The organism is Nocardioides sp. (assembly GCF_036267815.1).
In the GTDB taxonomy this organism is placed as follows: domain Bacteria; phylum Actinomycetota; class Actinomycetes; order Propionibacteriales; family Nocardioidaceae; genus Nocardioides.
In genome coordinates, this window is record NZ_DATAVI010000038.1 from 36,218 (window position 1) to 54,483 (window position 18,266).

The 18,266-nt window shown below is 67.6% G+C and carries 13 protein-coding genes; 1 reads left to right on the plus strand and 12 read right to left on the minus strand.

Annotation, left to right across the window (positions count from 1 at the left end; translation table 11 throughout):
* The first annotated feature begins 67 nt into the window (after positions 1-67).
* A complete protein-coding gene (locus tag VHW64_RS07385) occupies positions 68-1,660 on the plus strand; it encodes an AMP-binding protein (RefSeq protein WP_329649879.1) in 1,593 nt (530 codons plus the stop codon).
* On the opposite strand, the gene VHW64_RS07390 is transcribed toward VHW64_RS07385, so the two are convergent.
* From VHW64_RS07390 to VHW64_RS07445, 12 genes are all read right to left on the minus strand, one after another.
* Positions 1,657-2,490 carry an enoyl-CoA hydratase/isomerase family protein gene (locus VHW64_RS07390; RefSeq protein ID WP_329649880.1) on the minus strand — a complete coding sequence of 278 codons (834 nt, stop codon included), beginning with the start codon at positions 2,488-2,490 and terminating at the stop codon, positions 1,657-1,659. The genes VHW64_RS07385 and VHW64_RS07390 overlap by 4 nt on opposite strands.
* Complete coding sequence (locus tag VHW64_RS07395; RefSeq protein ID WP_329649881.1) at positions 2,487-3,557, minus strand: CoA transferase; 1,071 nt, start codon at positions 3,555-3,557, stop codon at positions 2,487-2,489. The genes VHW64_RS07390 and VHW64_RS07395 overlap by 4 nt, the downstream gene beginning before the upstream one ends.
* Positions 3,554-4,774 (minus strand): CoA transferase, encoded by a 1,221-nt coding sequence (locus tag VHW64_RS07400; RefSeq protein WP_329649882.1) that lies wholly within the window; start codon positions 4,772-4,774, stop codon positions 3,554-3,556. The genes VHW64_RS07395 and VHW64_RS07400 overlap by 4 nt, the downstream gene beginning before the upstream one ends.
* Positions 4,771-6,954 carry a molybdopterin-containing oxidoreductase family protein gene (locus VHW64_RS07405; RefSeq protein ID WP_329649883.1) on the minus strand — a complete coding sequence of 728 codons (2,184 nt, stop codon included), beginning with the start codon at positions 6,952-6,954 and terminating at the stop codon, positions 4,771-4,773. The genes VHW64_RS07400 and VHW64_RS07405 overlap by 4 nt, the downstream gene beginning before the upstream one ends.
* 32 nt (positions 6,955-6,986) lie before the next feature.
* A complete protein-coding gene (locus VHW64_RS07410; protein WP_329649884.1) occupies positions 6,987-8,057 on the minus strand; it encodes an ABC transporter permease in 1,071 nt (356 codons plus the stop codon).
* Complete coding sequence (locus tag VHW64_RS07415; protein WP_329649885.1) at positions 8,047-9,618, minus strand: sugar ABC transporter ATP-binding protein; 1,572 nt, start codon at positions 9,616-9,618, stop codon at positions 8,047-8,049. Before VHW64_RS07415 ends, VHW64_RS07410 begins: the two co-directional genes overlap by 11 nt.
* Positions 9,615-10,784: a sugar ABC transporter substrate-binding protein gene (locus VHW64_RS07420; RefSeq protein WP_329649886.1), complete on the minus strand. Its 1,170-nt coding sequence runs from the start codon at positions 10,782-10,784 to the stop codon at positions 9,615-9,617. The genes VHW64_RS07415 and VHW64_RS07420 overlap by 4 nt, the downstream gene beginning before the upstream one ends.
* Positions 10,785-10,990: 206 nt before the next feature.
* Entirely contained in the window at positions 10,991-12,658 is a 1,668-nt protein-coding gene (locus VHW64_RS07425; protein WP_329649887.1) for a CoA-transferase, read from the minus strand.
* A 13-nt stretch (positions 12,659-12,671) separates the two neighbouring features.
* The gene (locus VHW64_RS07430) at positions 12,672-15,116 is read right to left on the minus strand and encodes a CoA transferase (RefSeq protein WP_329649888.1); all 2,445 of its coding nucleotides are present in this window, start codon (positions 15,114-15,116) and stop codon (positions 12,672-12,674) included.
* Positions 15,113-16,189 carry an FAS1-like dehydratase domain-containing protein gene (locus tag VHW64_RS07435; protein ID WP_329649889.1) on the minus strand — a complete coding sequence of 359 codons (1,077 nt, stop codon included), beginning with the start codon at positions 16,187-16,189 and terminating at the stop codon, positions 15,113-15,115. The genes VHW64_RS07430 and VHW64_RS07435 overlap by 4 nt, the downstream gene beginning before the upstream one ends.
* Complete coding sequence (locus VHW64_RS07440; protein ID WP_329649890.1) at positions 16,186-17,382, minus strand: FAS1-like dehydratase domain-containing protein; 1,197 nt, start codon at positions 17,380-17,382, stop codon at positions 16,186-16,188. Before VHW64_RS07440 ends, VHW64_RS07435 begins: the two co-directional genes overlap by 4 nt.
* On the minus strand, positions 17,379-18,224 hold the full coding sequence (locus tag VHW64_RS07445; RefSeq protein ID WP_329649891.1) for an enoyl-CoA hydratase-related protein: 846 nt from the start codon (positions 18,222-18,224) through the stop codon (positions 17,379-17,381). The genes VHW64_RS07440 and VHW64_RS07445 overlap by 4 nt, the downstream gene beginning before the upstream one ends.
* Between the last annotated feature and the right edge of the window lie 42 nt (positions 18,225-18,266).

The window sequence follows — 18,266 nt, forward strand, 5'->3', positions numbered from 1 at the left end:
CTCGAAGCCACCGGCGCACGAGCCATTGCTGATCTCTTCGGAGGTCTGGGAGGACAGGAAGCCGTCGATGATCGACAACCTGACGATCGGCCACATTCTTCGCCGGAACGCCCAGCAGTTCCCCCGACGCACGGCGATCATCTTCGAAGACCGCTCCTACACGTGCGACGCCTACAACCGAAGGGTCAACCGAGCCGCCCACAGCCTGGCTGGCATCGGTCTCGGCTTCGCCGAGCACGTCGCGATCCTGGGTGAGAACTCGGTCGAGTACTTCGAGGTCGACCACGCCTGCGCGAAGCTGGGGGCGGTCTTCTGCACGGTCAACTGGCGGCTCGCGCCGGCAGAGATCTCGTTCATCATCACCGACGTCGACGCGAGGATCCTGCTGCTCGAGGCGGCGTTCCAGGACAAGGTCGCGGAGTTCCGTGAGGACCTAGGCGACATCACCATCGTCGTGTACGGCGGACCGGTCACCCTCGAGAACGCCTACGACTACGAGCAGCTGCTCGCCGCTGCGTCGGAGGACGAGCCCGATGTGGAGGTCGGCAGCGAGGACGAAGCAGTCATCATGTACACCTCGGGGACGACGGGCCTGCCCAAGGGTGCCGTCCTCACGCACGGTGGTATCTGCTGGGACGCCGTCAGCTACCTGACGTACGTCCGCCCGAAGCTCCCTGACAGCTTCCTGCTCGCGATGCCGATGAACCACATCGCCGGCCTCCACATCCAGGCGACCGCCTTCCTGATCAGGGCGTTGCCCATCGTGATCAGCCGATCGTTCTCGCCGCAGGAGGCCTGTCGGCTGATTGCGAAGCACCGGATCAGTCACGCCACCATCTTGATCACGCCGCTCCAGATGCTGATGCAGTACGACGGGCGGAAGGAGTACGACCTCTCGTCACTCCGCTTCGTCCTGACGGCAGCCGCGAAGTACACGACGAGCTTCGCGGCCCATGCCATGGAGGAGCTCGAGCTGGACACGATGCTCTTCGCCTACGGCTTGACCGAGGCTTCGGCACTGGTCGCGGTGACCGAGTTCACCGGGCAGATGCTCACGCACGAGAACACTCTGGGACGACCTGTCTGGTACGACGACGTCCGCGTCGTCGGTCCCGACGACCAGGACGTGGAGCCCGGTCAGGTCGGCGAGCTGGTGGTGCGCGGGCCCAACGTCTTCAAGGGCTACTACAAGCGCCCCGAGGCCAACGCCGAGATGCTGCGGAACGGCTGGCTGCACACCGGTGACCTGGTGTACAGCGAGAACGAGTTCCTCTTCTTCGCCGACCGAGTCAAGGACATGGTGAAGACCGGGGGTCTCAACGTCTACTCGTTGGAGGTGGAGGTCGGTCTGATGAATGCGAACCCGGCGCTGGCCGAGGTCTCCGTCGTCGGCACCCCGAGCGACGAGTGGGGTGAGGCCGTGACGGCGTTCGTGGTCGTTGCGCCCGGACAGGAGACCACCGAGGAGGAGATCATCTCCAGCGCTCGTCACCACCTGGCGGGCTTCAAGCTCCCCAAACGGATCCACTTCGTGGAGGACCTTCCCAAGAACGTGTCCGGCAAGGTGCTCAAGACCCGCTTGCGCGAGCTCGCGACGACGTTGCCGACCAGCGAGGTCCACCAGGGCGTGAGTGACGGCGTCTCGCCCTCCGACTCCTAGCCGCGCGACCGCGCCTCGGTCACGGAGTCGTGTGACCGAGGATCCTGATGCCCGACCAGCTCCACGACGGCGGCGCGGTGCTCGTCGGTTCCGAACAGGTAGGCCTGCGCGTACAGCTCCGCTCCGAGCATCTCCTCCATCGAGGACTCGTAGCTTCGTTGGAGCAGCCGCTTGGTTGCGGCCAGCGCGTGCGGCGACGCAGACCGGAACCGGTCGGCGGTTTCCCGTGCCCGAGCCAGCAGCTCCCCGGGCGGGAGGACTGCTGTCACCAGGCCGAGCTCGAGGGCCTCGGGCGCCAGGAGCCTCGCCCCGCGAAGAGCGATGCTCTGGGCCCGCCGGAGCCCGACGAGCCGGGGAAGCAGGTAGAGGGCGCCGAGGTCGGCGGTGAGCCCGATCGCCCCGAAGGTGCACGAGAGCTCGGCGTCGTCCGCTGCGTAGACGATGTCCGCGGCCAGCGCCAGCGAGAGGCCTCCCCCGGCCGCCGCGCCGTTGACCGCGGCGATGACGGGGCAGGACAGCTGCCACATGGTGCGGAACCACCGATGGCTGAGCCGGCTCATCGCCTCGTGAGCCTGCTGGGGTGAACGGCTCGCAAACTCCCCGAGGTCACCACCGGCACAGAACGCGCGACCCGCGCCCGTGACGATCACGGCCGAGAGCGGCATCCCGGCTAGCTCCACGAAGACCTGCACGAGGTCCTCGCGCATCGCGAGATCCATGGCGTTCAGTCGCTCGGGACGATTCAAGGTCACCTCGGCCACTCCGTCGGAGACCTCGAGCCTGACCGTCCGGAGCTCGGTCACCTCGGCATCTAGGTCAGCGTGGGTCATGTCGCCTCTTCGGGTCTGGACGAGGTGAATCGGGCGGGAAACGTCGGCAGCCGCAGCGAAGCCGTCGGTGACTCCTGGAAGAACTCCCGGTAGGCCAGCTGATCGTCGGCGAGCACCTGCGACAGGTCGCGAAGCGGCGCCAGGGCGACGCCGTACTCCTGCGCCAGCGTCGCGAGGTCGGCGCGGGTACGCGTACTCAGCCACTCGGACATGAGCTCGTCCATGCGGTCGGCATGGTGCCGGGCGATCAGCGCCGGATCCTGCAGCTCCGGATCCGAGCTCCACGCGGGCGACCCCATCATGTCGAGGTAGCGGCGCCACTCGTCGCGCGATCGGCTCATCATCACGACATGGCCGTCGGCGCACGGGAGGATCGTCATCGGATACTGGCCACCAGACCCCGGCGCTCGGCGGCCCGCTCTGACGGCGGGTGCTCCGTAGAAGGTGTAGATGTGCGTGTACATCCTGGTGTACGACGCCAGGGCGTCGCTCCCGGCGACGTCGATCGGTGCGTCGGGTCGGTATGCCGGATCGAGCAGCAGGGCGTACATCACCGCTCCGGCCGCATGGAGTCCCTGGGTGATCGCACCGACCTCGTACGGCACCGAGAGTGGCTTCTCACCGGGTCTGCCGATCTGCGAGCTCAGGGCGCCTGCGGCTTGGATCGCGAGGTCATCACCCGAGCGGCCGGCCCACGGACCAGACGCGCCGAACGGCGAGAGGACGGCGTACACAGCCGCGGCATTCACCGCGTGCAGCGCCGCCAGCTCCTCGGCGGGCGAGGTCGCGAACAGGTCCCACGTGTCGTCGCGGATCACCACGTCCGCACACGCGGCGACCTCGTCGAGCGTCATCGCCCGATCGACCTTGCCGCCGTCGAGGAACAAGGCCATGGCGGTGCGACGGGTGCGCGCATCGGGCGATTCCGCGGGCGCGGTCTCGGCACCGCGGCTCGCGACGAGAACCTCCGCACCGAGCTGGAGGAGCAGCTTGGCCGTGTACCGTGCCGCGGTCGAGGCCCCGAGCTGCACCACGGTGATCCCCTCGAGCACGGGCGGAACGCTCACGCGAGTGCACCCTCATCCTCGAGGCGGTCGACGTCGTCGGCGCTGCGTCCCAGGATCTGCGTCAGGACGTGACGCGTCTGCCCACCCATCACCGGAGCCGGCGACGCCGCGTGCGGCATCCAGCCGCCGATCCGCCACGGCGGCTTGACCGTCGTACGAAACGCTCCGAACTCGTCGTGGACGAGTGAGTCCACGATCCCGCGCGCCTGGAGCGGATCGACCTCTGCGACGGACTCGGGCTCGAGCACCGGCGCAGCGGCGATCCCCCGTCGCTGGAGGCTCGCCGCGGCGTCGGACGCGTCACGGGTGGCTGTCCAGCGGCTGATGAGCGCCGCGAGCTCGTCTCGTGCCTCTCGGCGCGCCCCGTGTGTCGAGAACCGCGGATCCGCCAGCTCCGCCACCTCCGCCATCACACCGCACAGAGCGAGCCACTCCTCGTTGGACTCCACGGCAATCGAGATCCACTGACCGTCCCGGCAGGCGAAGGTGTCGCGCGGCTCGTAGAAGGGATGGTCGTTGCCGTGCGGCGAAGGGGCCACACCGGTCAGCTGGTACTCCGCGAGTGCGATGCCCACCACCGCCACCGCGCACTCGGTCTGGGACAGGTCGACCAGCCCGCCGTACCCTGACTGCTCGCGATGCTTGAGGGCGGCGAGGACGGCGAGCAGCGCGAAGTAGGCCGAGTTCGAGTCGCTGAACGCCGTCGACACCATGCCGATGACATCGTCTTCCGTGTACCCGATGAGACCCTCCAGACCGGCAAGGGAGGTCATGATCGGGGCATAGGCCCGTTGTTGAGATCGAGGGCCCGACTCTCCGTAGGCGCTGGCCGCCACGATGACGAGACGGGGGTACTCGGCCGCGAGGTCAGCCAACGACATGCCGAGTCGATCCAGCCACCCGGGCGCGAAGTTCTCGATCAAGACGTCGCTGACCGCCAGCAGCTCGCGAAAGACCTGTTGGCCGCCCGTCGTCTTCAGGTTGAGGGTGACGCTGAGCTTCCCGGCGTTGAGCTCATGCAGCATGGGAAAGGCGTCGCCGACCGACTGCTCCGGGGGGTCCGGAGCCCGCCCCGGTCGGATCCGGTTGAGATCGGGACGGGCCGCTGACTCCACCTTGATCACCTGGGCACCCAGATTGGAGAGCATCACGCCGGCGAGCGGGATCGAGGCCGCCGTTCCGACCTCGACCACGCGGAGCCCCGCGAGACCCTTCATGAAGGGTCTCCCGTCTCTTCGACGGTCCGTCCCCTCGGGCTCCGGGGCGTCACGGAGACGGGCACGTTGCTCATCCGCGGCTGCCCCGTGTACGGGTCGAAGACGTCGCTCGCGGAGACCAGTCGATTGGTGCTGCTGCCGGTCCTGCGCACGTCGCCGTCGTCGCCCTGCGGCCCATATCCGAAGGCCATCGAGACGACGCCACGTCGCAGGTCGGCATCGGGCTCGGCCACCGCACTGATCTCTCCCAGGGCGGATCGGATCGTCACGACGGTGCCCGGCTGCACACTCAGCTCGGCGAGGTCCTCGGGGTGAAGGTAGGCAGGGTTGTAGGGCACTCCTCGATCCGTTGCAGGAAAGTGGCACGAGGAGTTGTAGACGTGGTCGTTGCGGCGGCACAGGAGCCGCAGCGGAAAGTGGCGGTCGGAGGGAGCCATCAGGATCTTCGTCTCCTGGGCAGCGAGAGCGGCGAGCATCTCGGCATTCCCGACATCCAGCCTGCCGTTGTCATCGGGGGTGGGCGGGCCGACCGTCGGCAGGTCGTCGAGGTAGAGGTCACCACCAGGGTGCGTCTTCACGACACTCAATGGCACCCGCGAGCCGTTCGTGGCGAGCTCGAGCAGCTCGTCGGTCGTGGGCTTGGAAGTGAGGGTCAGCTCCGCAACCTGGGCCCCCGCCGGCCGGAACCTGACAGGGAACCCCATCCGGACCATCAACCCGTAGAAGAACTCCCAGTCCTCGATCAAGTCGGAGTCGGCGGGTCTGTCGACGACAGCCGGCGAGTACTGCGCGTAGGCCTGGCCGAGGCCGTACCCCGTCGCGCGTCCGGCCAAGGCATCGAGCTTCGTGGTGATCGACGGGACCTCCAGCGGGAGCGTCGGTGCGATGACGTAATGCGCATGCCTCGCCGTCTCACTCATCCACGGATCGACCTGCACGAGCAGGTCGAGACTCTCCAGCGCCGAGATCGTCCGGCGCTGGTCGGGGAAGGCGACTGCGGGGTTGCCGGCCCAGCTGACAAGTGCGCGGACGCGCCCCGGCCCGTCGGCCAGGATCTCGTCGGGCAGCGCCGCACTCGGCATGCCCGCCGTACTCTCGTGCAGACCCCGCGCACGAACGGCTTCCGGCCTTCGCCAGTCGGTGGGGTCCTTCGCGCCCGCCGATGCACGGCGCCGTCCAGGGAGTAGCGCCGGTGCCGTCGTGAGGACCTCGCCCTCCCGCATCCAACGACCGCAGAGCGTCTCCAAGCCGAGGACCAGATACTCGAGCAGAGTGCCACTCCCGGCCATGTTCGGCCCGGTGCCCGCCATGGCATAGCCGCGCTTCGCCCCCGCGTACATCCGAGCAGCCTCGACGAGGGACTCGGGCTCCACTCCCGCCATCTTCGCCACCCGATAGGGGTCGAAGCTCTCGACGGCACGCTCCAGGACGTCGACGTTGGAGACGTGTGCGCCGACGAACTCGCGATCGTAGAGGCGCTCGCGGAGGATCACGTGGATGAGAGACGCGACGAGCTGGCAGTCGTGCCCGGGCGCGGCCTGGAGATGCAGCGTCGCACGCTTGGCCACGTCGGTACGGCGCGGGTCGATCACGATGAGCTTGCAGCCGGATGCCAAGGTCTGCTTCAGCCAGGTGTGGGGTGACCCGGTCGGAAAGCCGGTGTAGGTCATCAGCGGGTTGATCCCGATGAGCAGAATCGCCTCCGGATGGTGGAAGCCCTGGGACGGCGCGCTCCACGACCCCAGGAAGGATGCCGCGGTCTGCTTCCCGCCCTTGTCGATCGTGTTGGGGTCGAACCGCATCCGCGTGCCCACCGCGTCGAAGAACGCCGCATGCAGGGGAATGGCTGTCGGGAAGGTTCCAGCGGCCATGATGCCGGCGTAGCTCGCGATGGACCGAGGGTCATGCTCGGCGAGCAGCGCCGAGAGTCGCTGCGCGATCTCGTCCAGCGCCACCTCGACGGGTATTGGTCTGTACTCGCCGTCGGGTCCACGCTTCAGCGAATGCCTCAGACGCTCGGGCCCTCGCAAGAACTCGATCTGCGAGCGGCCCTTGACGCAGGTGTAGCCACCGAACACCGGATTCTCGCTGTTACCGCGAACTCGAAGCGGTGACCCGCTGTCGTCGAGCTCCACCTTGATCGCACAGTGGTTGTTGCAGACCCGACAGAACGAGTCCACGACGTGGGTTGTCCCTCGACTCTGTTGCGGCATCAGCTCGAAGCACCGGGATCTGTCCGCGGCGAGGCGGCCAGGCTGGGCTCGCCCGACCCGGGGTCGCCGTGGCCGGGTGCCGTATCGTCAGGCGCAGCGTCACCGAACCGCGGATGCCTCACCCGGTCCTGACGCCAGACCGCGAATGCCACTGCAGCGATGAGGGCGACGCCGTTGAACATGTCGTTGAGCCAGGAGACGCTCGTGAGCAGCTCCATGCCGCGCACTCCCGTCGCGAGGATGTAGACGGCGAGTAGGGTCCCCCATACGTTGAAGCGTCCCGGCTTCAGCTGGGTCGATCCGAGGAAGGCAGCAGCGAAGGCTGGCAGGAGCAACGCCGGGCCGAACGTCAACGACGGTCCGGACAGCGAGCAGAACAGGACGCCGGCAAGGGCCGAGACGCCGCCCGAGGCGATGAGAGAGAGCCAGACCCATCGCTGGGTCCTGACTCCCGACAGCCGAGCAGCATCGGAGTTGCCCCCCACCGCGTAGAGATAGCGGCCGGCCGGTGTGTGGTCCAGGACCCACCACAAGATGACGGCAAGTACCACCAGGTACAGCACGACGATCTGGAAGCCGAACACCTGGTGCTGGGTGAGCTTCGACCAGAACGGCGCGGTCGGGGGCAGGGGTTGTTCCTGGCCGCTGACGATGTTCTGGACCGCCGAGACGATGGTGGCCATTCCGAGCGTCGCGATGAACGGGTTGACTCCGAGCACGACGGTGACGAAGCCGTTGACGATGCCGATCGCCACGCCGGCAAGGATCGAGATCGCGATCGCCGGCAGGATGGGCATGCCGTGGTTGGTCTGCAACCAGGCGGCGGTGACGGCGGCCAGGTTGGCCGTCGCGCCGATGCTGAGGTCGTACACACCGGCTGCCAGGGGGACGATCAGCGCAAGACCGAGCATCGCCGAGATCGCCTGCTGAGAGGCGACGGAGTGGGCGGTGTCCAGGGTGAGGAACGTGGAGGGCTTCAAGATCCCGAAGACGATGATGAACAGCGCCCACAGATAGAGCCCACTGAAGCGGTCGAACCCGAAGTTCAACCTGCCGCCGTCAAGCGTCATTCGACGATCCACCTTCCGAAGTCCCTAAGGTGCCTCTGGAGATACCGGCGACGGAAACTCCATCGCCGGCCAGCTCGTGCGCGATCCGTCCCTCTTGCATGATGAGGACGCGATGGCACACGAAGGCGAGCTCGTCGACGTCCGAGGAGCTGATCACCACGGCCATCCCCTCGGCAGCTGCAGACACCAGAAGCTGGTGGAGCGAGGCGCGGGCTCCGACGTCCACCCCCTGGGTCGGCTCATCCAGCAGGAACACCGACGGACGCAGCCGCAGCCACTTCCCGAACAGCACCTTCTGCTGGTTGCCGCCGCTGAACGTCTCCAGCGTCTGCTCGACGGCGTCACGTGGGCGCACCGAGAGCTCTCGGAAGAGTCGACCCGCCTCCTTGCGCTCACGACGCCGGGACAGCGACCCAGCGCGCTGGAACGGCTTCAAGTCTGCCAGCGTGATGTTCTCGCGGGCGGTCATCGTCATGACGCCGCTGTCTTGAAGGCGGTCTGCGGGCAGGTACGCGACGCCGTTGGCGATCGCCCGGTCCGGACGTCTGCTCGGAATGTCGACACCACCGATCTCGACCGTGCCTGAGTCGCGTGCCCGCTTTCCGAAGACGGCACCGAGCAGCAGGTCGCGGCCCGAGCCGGTGATCCCCGCGATCCCGACGATCTCCCCCGACGCGGCGGCGAAGGCGACGTCTTCGAGCGGACCGCTACTCAAGCCGGTCACCTTGAGGACGGGTGGACCGGCAGCAGCGGCCGAGGGCCCGACGCGAGCCTCCGGAAGCTCAGACTCCGCGCCGATCATCAGGTTGACCAGCTCGCGCCGATCCAGCCCCTCGACCGGAGTCGTCGTCAATTTGACTCCGTCGCGGAGCACCGTCACGTTGTCAGCGATCCTGAAGACCTCATCCAGGCGATGACTGACGTACAGGACCGCCACGCCGTTGTTCGCCGCCCGCTTCACCATCCGGAGCAGATGGTCTACCTCATGTGCGGGCAGCGTCGCCGTCGGCTCGTCGAGGACGAGGACCTTCTCCGGTGCGGCGGGATCCTCCCTCATCGCACGTGCGACCGCCACGCCGGTCCTCTGCGCCGGAGACAGGCGGTCCACCAGCATGCGGGGATCCAGGTCGAGGCCGACCTTCCGCAAGTCCTCGCCAGCCTGACGACGAGCGTCCCGGTCGCGAACGGTCGCCAGCCGGGTGGGGAACCCTGTGCTCAGGCCGAGGTTGTCCACGATGGAGAGCGAGCCGATCAGGCCGAGGTCCTGGTGGACGAACCGACAGCCCATGTCGTAGGCACCCGTCGTCGACCCCAGATCCAGCCGTGCCCCGTCAAGCTCCACGCGACCAGCGTCAGGTTGGTGGAACCCGGACAGCAGCTTGATGAGCGTCGACTTGCCCGAACCGTTCTCACCCAGCACCGCGTGGACCTCGCCCGCCGCGATCCCCAGGTCGAAGTCCACGAGCGCGCGGACTGCCGCGAAGGACTTGGCCAAGCCCACGATCTGCAGGACCGGCCGGGTCTTGGACCCCGCCGATCCCGCAGCGTGAGCTGGGCTCAACTGACCTTCCACAGCGCCTTGAACTGAGGAATGAACGGCTCGATCGGCGGGTAGTCGTCAACGGGGGTGAAGTCGCTCGATTGGACCAGCAGCTGCTTCGGCAGCCCCCCGTCGTAAGGATCGACGGTCATCCCCTCGAGGTGTCGAAGAGCGACATCGATCATCTCGAAGCCGCCAACCTGGAAGGCGCCACCCACCATGGCATGCTCTGTTCCGGCCTTCAGATCCGTCAGGTTCTCACTCGAGGAACCGACCGCCGCGATCTTGATGTCGTTCAGTCCAGCCGCATGCAGCGCTGCGGGCAGACCCGAGATGAAGCCACCCTGCGGAGACAGCACATACTTGATCGACGAGTTCCTCTGAAGCGCAGCGACGATCTGGCCCTTGATGGCGCCGCTCTCCACGTCCTGAAGCGTGGTGTTCAGGTCCGTGACCGAGCACCCGGTGCAACCTGACTTCACCGTGCTCGCGACACCGTCGGAGATGCCCTTGAGGATCTGCAACGAGTCGACACGAACGTTGAGCGCACTCCCCGTGGCCTTGGAATCGCTGATGAACCAGTTGGCGATCATGGACCCGTACTCCGGAAGGTTCGGGCCGTCACCGATGTTCCCGATCAGCGTCGAGCCGTTCGTGGTCGGCCCGACGAAGCCTACGATCAGCGGTACTCCGGCCTTCTGGTATGCGGGGATCTCTGACTGCCACACGGCCTGAGGAAGACCGCTAAGACCGACCCCTACCGGGTTGTACGACAGAGCGCGCTGCATCGCCGGCACGAGGGCGGAGATGTCCGCCTGGTCGTACTGGATGACCTGCAACTTCCACCCGATCGCGTCGGTGGCCTCCTTGAGGCCCTTGCCGATCTCGGTGCAGGCAGGAATCTCACAGTTCAGCCAGACGAAGGTCTTGCCGCTGGGCGCCGGCGACTTCAAGGGCGTCTTTCCCGAGATCGTCTGCTTCTCGTTGATCCACTTCTGCGTGATGGCTGTGGCCTTGGCAGCTTCTGCCGCCGCGGTCGAACTCGACGAGCCGCTGCCACTACCACCACTGCTGGGACTTGAACTGTCCGAACTCCCGCACGCCGCGAGTGCGGCCACGAGGGCGGCAACACCGACGAAGGTGGCGGCGAACTTGGCCGATCTTCTGCTACTTGAGGTTCGATGCACCTGTTGCTCCTTTTGACCGGACCGCCCAGCGGGCTCCAATAGTGCCCGAGTGCTGTCTGTATACGGCATCCTGTCGACGCCCGTCAAGGGCCGCTGCGAGTTGTCGAAACGTCCCGGTTACGCGGCGGCAACCCCTTGGGCATGAGTGATCGAGTCGAGACCCCGAGCTCGCGGGCCGATGCCGCGACCTCTCCCACGGGTCCGTGTCACGTGCGATAGCGCGCCGGCATCAACCACCGGATCAGGGTCAGTTCGTCGGCCGACGCGTCGGGCACCCGACAGACGTCCTCAGCACATCGCAGGGACCACCCGCAGCGTTCGGCGATGTCGTCGAGCGCACGCTCGTCAGAGACCTCGGGCCCTGCGACGTACGCGCACAGCTCCAGCTCGTTGGAGCCCACCGCCTTGCGAAAGACACCCCGGTCAGTCACCACGGCGCGGACGTGGTGTCCCGGGCAGGTGATGTAGGCGACCTCGTCGACGAGCTTGCGTGTCGACATCCGCGTGACCACGATGACATCACACACGGACGCGGCGTCGTTCGACCCTCCCGACCCTGTGATCAGCTTGCCGTCGACCACCGTCGAGTTCGTGTTGCCCCAGCGGTCGACCTGGGCCGCACCCAGAATCGCCAGACCTGATCTGCGGGCCCCCCCGAGTATCACCCCGTAGATCTCGGCCGCATCGGCGGACATTGTCGCCGACTCGACGTCCGGCTCGGACTGGCCCGGGCTGGGCTCGAAGCCGAAGAAGCCATGTCCCATCGCCAGCGTCGTCTCGATGCCCTCGTCGGCGAGTACGCGGCGGGCGGCGACAGCGGGCACCTCGGAGAGCCCCACTCCGACCAGCAGCACGTCATGTCCGTCTGCGCGCACGAGGTCGGCCACCTCGCGCATCGCCAGAGCCATCAGCGTCTCGTTCGCGCTCGGTGGGTCCTGCGTCTCCACGACGCGTGGCGGAGCTGCGAGCAGGCGCGGCCTCTGGAGCTCGGAGAGCCTCGACGCCCCGAGCCGGGCGAGATAGCCGGTCTGGTCGATGTCGAGGACCCAGCGCCTCAGCCAAGCCGTCAGCTCGTCGGATGACTGGGAGGCTGCGACGTACTCGCTGTCGAACTCTTCATCCGCCTCGTACTGGCGGAGGTCTCTGAGAACGCGGGACCCGAATCGACCCGGATGTGCGCCGAAGGGGACATGACACACCGCGCGTACGTACCGACCGGGCAGGCGCACGAGATGGGAGTGCCGACGTATGAAGTCGCGGCTCACGATGTGCTCCACGGTGACGATCGCTCCTCGACTGCTTGCCAGCGCGCCCCAGGCGCCGTCCTCCTGCGGGGGGATGACGATCGTGTTGCCGTCCTCGTCGGCTGCCAGCGCGTGAAGGATCGAGACGTCGGGGGTCAGCGGTCTCATCGCCACGGTGTCGGTGGCGAGACCGAAGGGATCGAGCGCGCTGACGATGTCGCCCGCGTTTGCCTCCACCATCGAGGCACCGACCAACGAGTGCGTCGTTGCGAAGGGAAGTCCTTGGGCTGCAGCCTGGAGTCGTTGGGTCAGCGACAGGAAGCTCCAGTGCTGGAAGCTGACGTCGCCACTCTGGAAGGCGCCCTGGATCTGAGGCATCGGACCGACGTAGCCACTGCCGAGGGCGCCGTAGCTGCCTGCGATGACCCGCCTGACCAATCCCGAGGCCACCAGGTCGCCGGCGTGGCCGCCCCCGACCCGGCACATGATCAGGGTCAGGCCGAGATCCTCTCCGTGGAACTCGCGCAGCACGGCGCGCGTGCCAGCGCGGCCCGCGGTCGTCAGATGCAGGCTGATACCCGGCTCGACGGCATCGCGCACGGCCGATCCGAGATCGGTCAGCTTGGACATGAGAGGGTCCTGTTCATGTCAGGGCACCGGCGGCCCGAAGCTCACCGATGCGCTCGCTCGTCAGGCCGATCTCGTGCAACACAGCGTCGGTGTGCTCACCGAGCCGGGGTGCCTCCCCGCGCGGCACGAGGATCGGCTGCGTCAGCCGGTACGGCGATCCGGTGACGAGCAGGTCTCCCAACCCGTCGACCGCGACCCGGGAGAAGATCCCTCGCTCCCAGAAGTGCTCGTCGTCGACCTGATCCGCCACGCTGTAGACGGGCGCGACGGCCAGACCGGCAGCCCTCCACCGCGCCACGAGCTCAGCCGCGTCGTGCTCACGGGTATACGCGGCGATGGCTTCGTACAGCTTCTCCTGAGCGTCCAGTCGGCCGCTGGCCGAGTCGTACGCCGGGTCGCTTGCCCACGGCTGGTCAGCCGTAGTTGCGCTGAACTGTCGCCACTCCTCGTCGGACCTGATCGCGAGCGATATCCAGTCGTCCGCGCCGGCGACCGGGAAAACTCCGTACGGCGCGGCTCCCGGCGCAGCACTCCCCGTCGGAGCCATCACCTCCCCGGACCTCGCGAACTCCACGAGGGGTTGCGCCATCATCGTGATGACCCCCTCCATCTCCGAGTAGTCGATGTGCTGGCCGATCCCGCGCTGCCGGCGCAACCAGAGGGCTGCCAGCACGGCGTAGGTGCCATAGAGGGCGCCTACGGAGTCGGCGAAGTTGAGGCCGAGGACACCCAGCGGGTCCTCCCCGGGGTAGCCGACGACGGAGTCGAGCCCGGCGAGTGCCGTGACGGTCGGTGCGTAGGCGGCGACGTCACTGAGTGGGCCCTCCTGGCCGGTCCCGGACATGGACAGCATCACGACGTCGGGCCGGACCTCGCGGAGCACGGCGTAGTCCAGCCCGAGCCGCCGGAGGACTCCCGGTGCGTAGTTCTCGATCACGACATCGCACGTCGCGACGAGCTCCTTGAGGACCGCGACCCCCTCCTCGGAACGGAGGTTGATCGCGACGCTCCGCTTGCCGGCGTTGAGGCTGTGGAACATCGGCACCCGGTTGACGGCGTCCGCCAGGGCACTGTCCTGTCCGTCGACGGGCGGCAGGGCGCGTGCTCGGCGGGTGTTGTCGAGATGACCGCTGGACTCGACCTTGATGACGTCCGCGCCCGCATCGGCGAGCATCCGCCCGACCGCCGGACCCGCGAGGACCCAGGAGAGATCGAGCACCCTGACGCCGGCGAGTGGCAGCACAGACTCCGCCGTGCTGCTCCCCTGCGTGGTGACCCGCGACTTCCGGGAGGCGAGGTCCGCGAAGATGGCGTCGTGCTCGCCCAGGGCGGGGGCTCGACCGTGCACCGGAGGCGTCGCGCTCATGAGATAGGGCGAACCGGGGACCGTCGTGACGACCTCGGAGCTGGGCGCGGGCGCCTCGACGAAGAAGCGGCGCGAGGCGAGCTGCTCACAGGCGGCGACCTCGTCGATACGGCGTACCGGAGCGAACGGGACCCGATGCTCGCGGCAGAGCTCGAAGATCTCCTGCCGGGAGTGCTTCGAGAACCACGGCTCGAGCAGCGCATCGACCTCATCCGGGTATCGCAGGCCCATCGCGACGCGGTCGCGATAGCGCTCGTCGCCCACCAGTCTGGGGTCGCAGACAACCTCGGAGACGAACCGACCCCACTGCTTGCCGTCGCGCGCGATCATGCACATCAAGCCGTCGGCTGCCGCCATCAGCTGGAAGGGGTACGCCTCCCGTCGTCGGCGACCGGCACGTGTCGTGGCATGCCCGAAGTTCACCTGGTTCGCCAGGATGCTGCCCTGGTGGACCGTTCCCCAGACGTCCAGCGGCGAGATGTCGACGTGTTGCCCACGCCCGGTCCGCTCTCGAGCGAGGAGCGCCAGCAACGAGCCGGAGACGGCTGCGACGCCGGCTTGGTAGCTGGAGAGCGACAACGGAGGGCTCAGTGGCGGTCGGCCCGCCTCTCCGACCGCGTTGGCGATGGCGCCGAGGGAGCAGATGGTCAGGTCGTCTGCGGCCGCGTCGGCCCACGGCCCGATCCAGCCGAATGACGTCAGGGTCGCCACCACCAGCTGCGGGAAGTCGCCTTCGAGATCGTGATAGCCGACCCTGCGAGCGCTGATGTCGCGCGGCACGCCGGACACGATCAGGACGTCGGCGCCGGACAGCAGCTCCTCGAACCTCGCCCGTCCGTCCGGCTGGACCGGGTCCAGCGTGAGACTGAGCTTGTTGCCGTTGAGGTAGGGGAACAGGCCGCGGCCCGTGGGCTCGGCGAGACCAGGAGCCGTCGGGGCGCTGCGACGCAGGGGATCGCCGGACCCTGGCATCTCGACCTTGATCACCTCGGCACCCAGATCGGCGAGCAGCTTGCCCGCGAACGCGCCGGCCAGGTCATCGGCGTACTCCACGACTCGAACGTCGCTCAGCGCCCCCGGCGGGCCGGTCATCTGGCCCGTCCGAGGACCCGCAGTGGCAGGTCGACCTCGGCCTCGCCGACCGCGGTCACCTGATCGCGCTGATTGCGGACCTCGAGGGTGAGGGTCACTCTCCCGATCCGATCCGACGCCGGATCGATGGACGTCACCACGGCACGGCACCAGCTCGTGTCACCGAGCATGTGCGGCTCCGTCAGCCGAACGTCGAGCTCGCGCAGCTCCCCCGCCGGCCCCATCCAGGTGGTGACGAGACTGGCCAGGTAGCTGATCCGGTCCGTCCCCGGGTCGTGTGCTGCTGGGAACCCGAGCTGCTGGGCGCTGTCGTCATCGATGAGCCCGGCACCGTAGGTCTCGTAGACACCGGTTCGGGGGTGGATGAACGCGGGAACGCGCCCGGCCAGTCGGTCGGCGGTGAACTCCTCGACACTCCGCTCCGGGCGAGTCGCTCCGAGGTACAGCGTGATCTCCTCCGAGGTCAGGGGGCCTCGCACGATCGGCGCGACGGTCTCGCCTGGCTGCACGTCCTCGAGATATCGGACGGCCGACGTGACCCCGTCGTCGGTGCCTTCGAGATCGGAGACCCGCTCGATCTCCCTGAGCTCCTCGGGGGTGTAGCGGCGTCGCTTCCAGCCGGCGAACTTCTCGCCGGTGCGCGACCGGCTCGGGTCGATGCCGAAGACGGTCGACATCGCGATCGCAACGGTCCCACCGGACTCGTCGAGGTAGGCCACCTCGATCGACTGCACGGGTGTCTCGCCACCGAAGCGACCATTCACGATCCGCTCGTCGAGGAGTCTCGCAGCGACCGTGACGGTCTCACCCGGAGCAAGCGCTCGCTGGAAGCTCCATGACGTCCCGGCCAGGACCGGCACCAGGCCAGGATGGCCGTGGATGACGCAGGTGTCGTGGACGCTGTAGAGCCAGCACGGGTGTGCCTCGAACGGCCGCCCCCCGGGTCCGGGAGCATACGACGCATCGACGTAGCGCGGGTTCCGCTCACCGATGGTGCGCGCCCAGAATCGGATGCTCGCCAAGTCCGCGCGCGTGTTGTGGACCGTGAGCTGGATGAAGCCGACGCCTGTCATGGCAATTGCTCGGTGTCAGTGCCACGAGCGAGCAGCTCGACCTCCGCCGACCCCCGCACCGTCTCCTCGCCGTGCTGGTTCTTCCCGGACAGTGCGCAGACCACCGTGCCGACCCCGTCGGCAAGTCGCTTCTCGGTGACGACCCCCGAGACATAGGTGACGTCGCCGACCACGTTGGGGCGGCGCAGCCAGCCCTCCAAGGCGCGAAGCCTCCCGTCGTCACCCATCCAGTCCGTGATGACCCGGCACAGCCAGCCCAGCCGCTGGTAGCCGATGTCGTAGATGCCGGGCATCCCGACCTCGTCGGCCATGTACTGCTCCCAGTGCCCGCGATGCGGGTGCTCGGTGACGCCGGTCTCCGGGTTCTCATAGCTGTGGGCCGGATGGCGCCGGTAGTGGTCGAGCATGTAGGAGTAGCCGCCGTTCTCGTCGCGGCCACCGCCGATGATCCCGTAGACGACGGTCCCTCGGGTCAGAGCGATGTCCGAGAGGCGCAGGGGCCCGCACAGCACCTCGTCGACGGACTCGCCGACATCGACGTCGTCCCAGTAGCGGATCTCGGGTCCACGCCCGAGCCGGCGTTGCGCGAGGAGCCGCTCGGCGAAGCCGTCGAGCTCACCGACCGTCCAGGTGGTCTCACGCTTGGCGTAGTTGAGACCGCCCGACGACGCGCGCTTTCGCGGGATCCGCATCGTGTAGACCTCGGTCTCAACCACCGTCTCGCCGTCGGCGTTCACGCATGAGGTCACGCCCTTCTGCATGATCATCGACGAAGCAGCGCGACCACTCTTGGCCTCGGCATCCACGAGTCGGCCCGTCTGCGCCAGGACGTCGCCTGGTCCGAACAGGCGATGAAACCGCCACCGTGCGCCTCCGTAGATCCATTGGACCCCTCGCAGGCCCGGCGCGATGATGGACGTCCCGACGATGGTCGGAGGCGCCAACGGCCTTCCCCACCTGCTCGACCGCGCGTACGCCGGGTCGAGATACATCCGGTTGTTGCTCCCGATGTAGTTGGCGTAGTCACGCGTGTTGTCCGCAGACACCTCGATCGTCGAGCGCGCGGCCCGGTAGTCGTAGCCGATGAGTCGTCGCGCCTCGGCAAGGCTCTCGGTGTCGATCGTGGATCGCAGCGTCGTCTCTTGGCGCCCGCTGGAGTCGGCACCGCGAGACGACGCGCGAGCCTCGGTCATGGCGTCTGGCTCGCAGCCTCACCACGGAACTGCCAGAAGTTGGGCGCGCGCTTCTCCCAGAAGGCGGTCTGCGCCTCCTTGACCTCTTGGCCGAGCGGGAAGTCGGGCGCCATCAGCTGGACGTAGCGGCGCATGGAGCCGGACATCTCGTCGATCTCCGCGTCGAAGGTCGCCTTGAGGACCTCGATGCATGTCGGGTTCTTGCCCAGGATCTCGTCGGCCCACTGATCCACCTCGGCGCTCACCTGGTCGACCGGGACGACGACGTTGACCAGCCCCATGTCGAGGGCCTCCTGCGCGTTGTACTTGCGGCAGAGCATCCAGATCTCGCGCGCCTTCTTGGTGCCGACGACACTCGCGAGATAGCGCACGATGTAGCTGTCCGCCGGGCTCGCGACGACGGGCCCGTTCTGGCCGAAGATCGCGTTCTCGCCGGCGATCGTGAAGTCGCAGCAGTACGCCAGGTGGTTGCCACCACCGATGGCGTAACCCTTCACCGCCGCGATGACCGGCTTCCGGCAGAACCGGATGATGCGGTTGAGAGGCTCGTCCATGAAGAACTGCGCACGCGAGCGAACGCCCTCCCACTTGATGTCACCGCCTGCGGAGAACGCCCGGTCGCCGGCACCCGTGAGGACGACGACGCCGACCAGGCCATCGTGGCTCGCGTCGTCGAAGGCCTCCACCATCTCGGAGACGGTGTGGTCGGTGAACGAGTTGAGACTCTCGGGCCGGTTGATCGTCACCCGAGCCAGTCGACCGCCTTCGTCTCGATCCTTCTTCTCGTACAGCAGATCGCTGAACTCGAAGCCTTCAACGGCCTTCCATTCCTGCCAACCCATGGAGACATTTCCCTTCTCATGCTGCTCGGCTGTCGACGACGA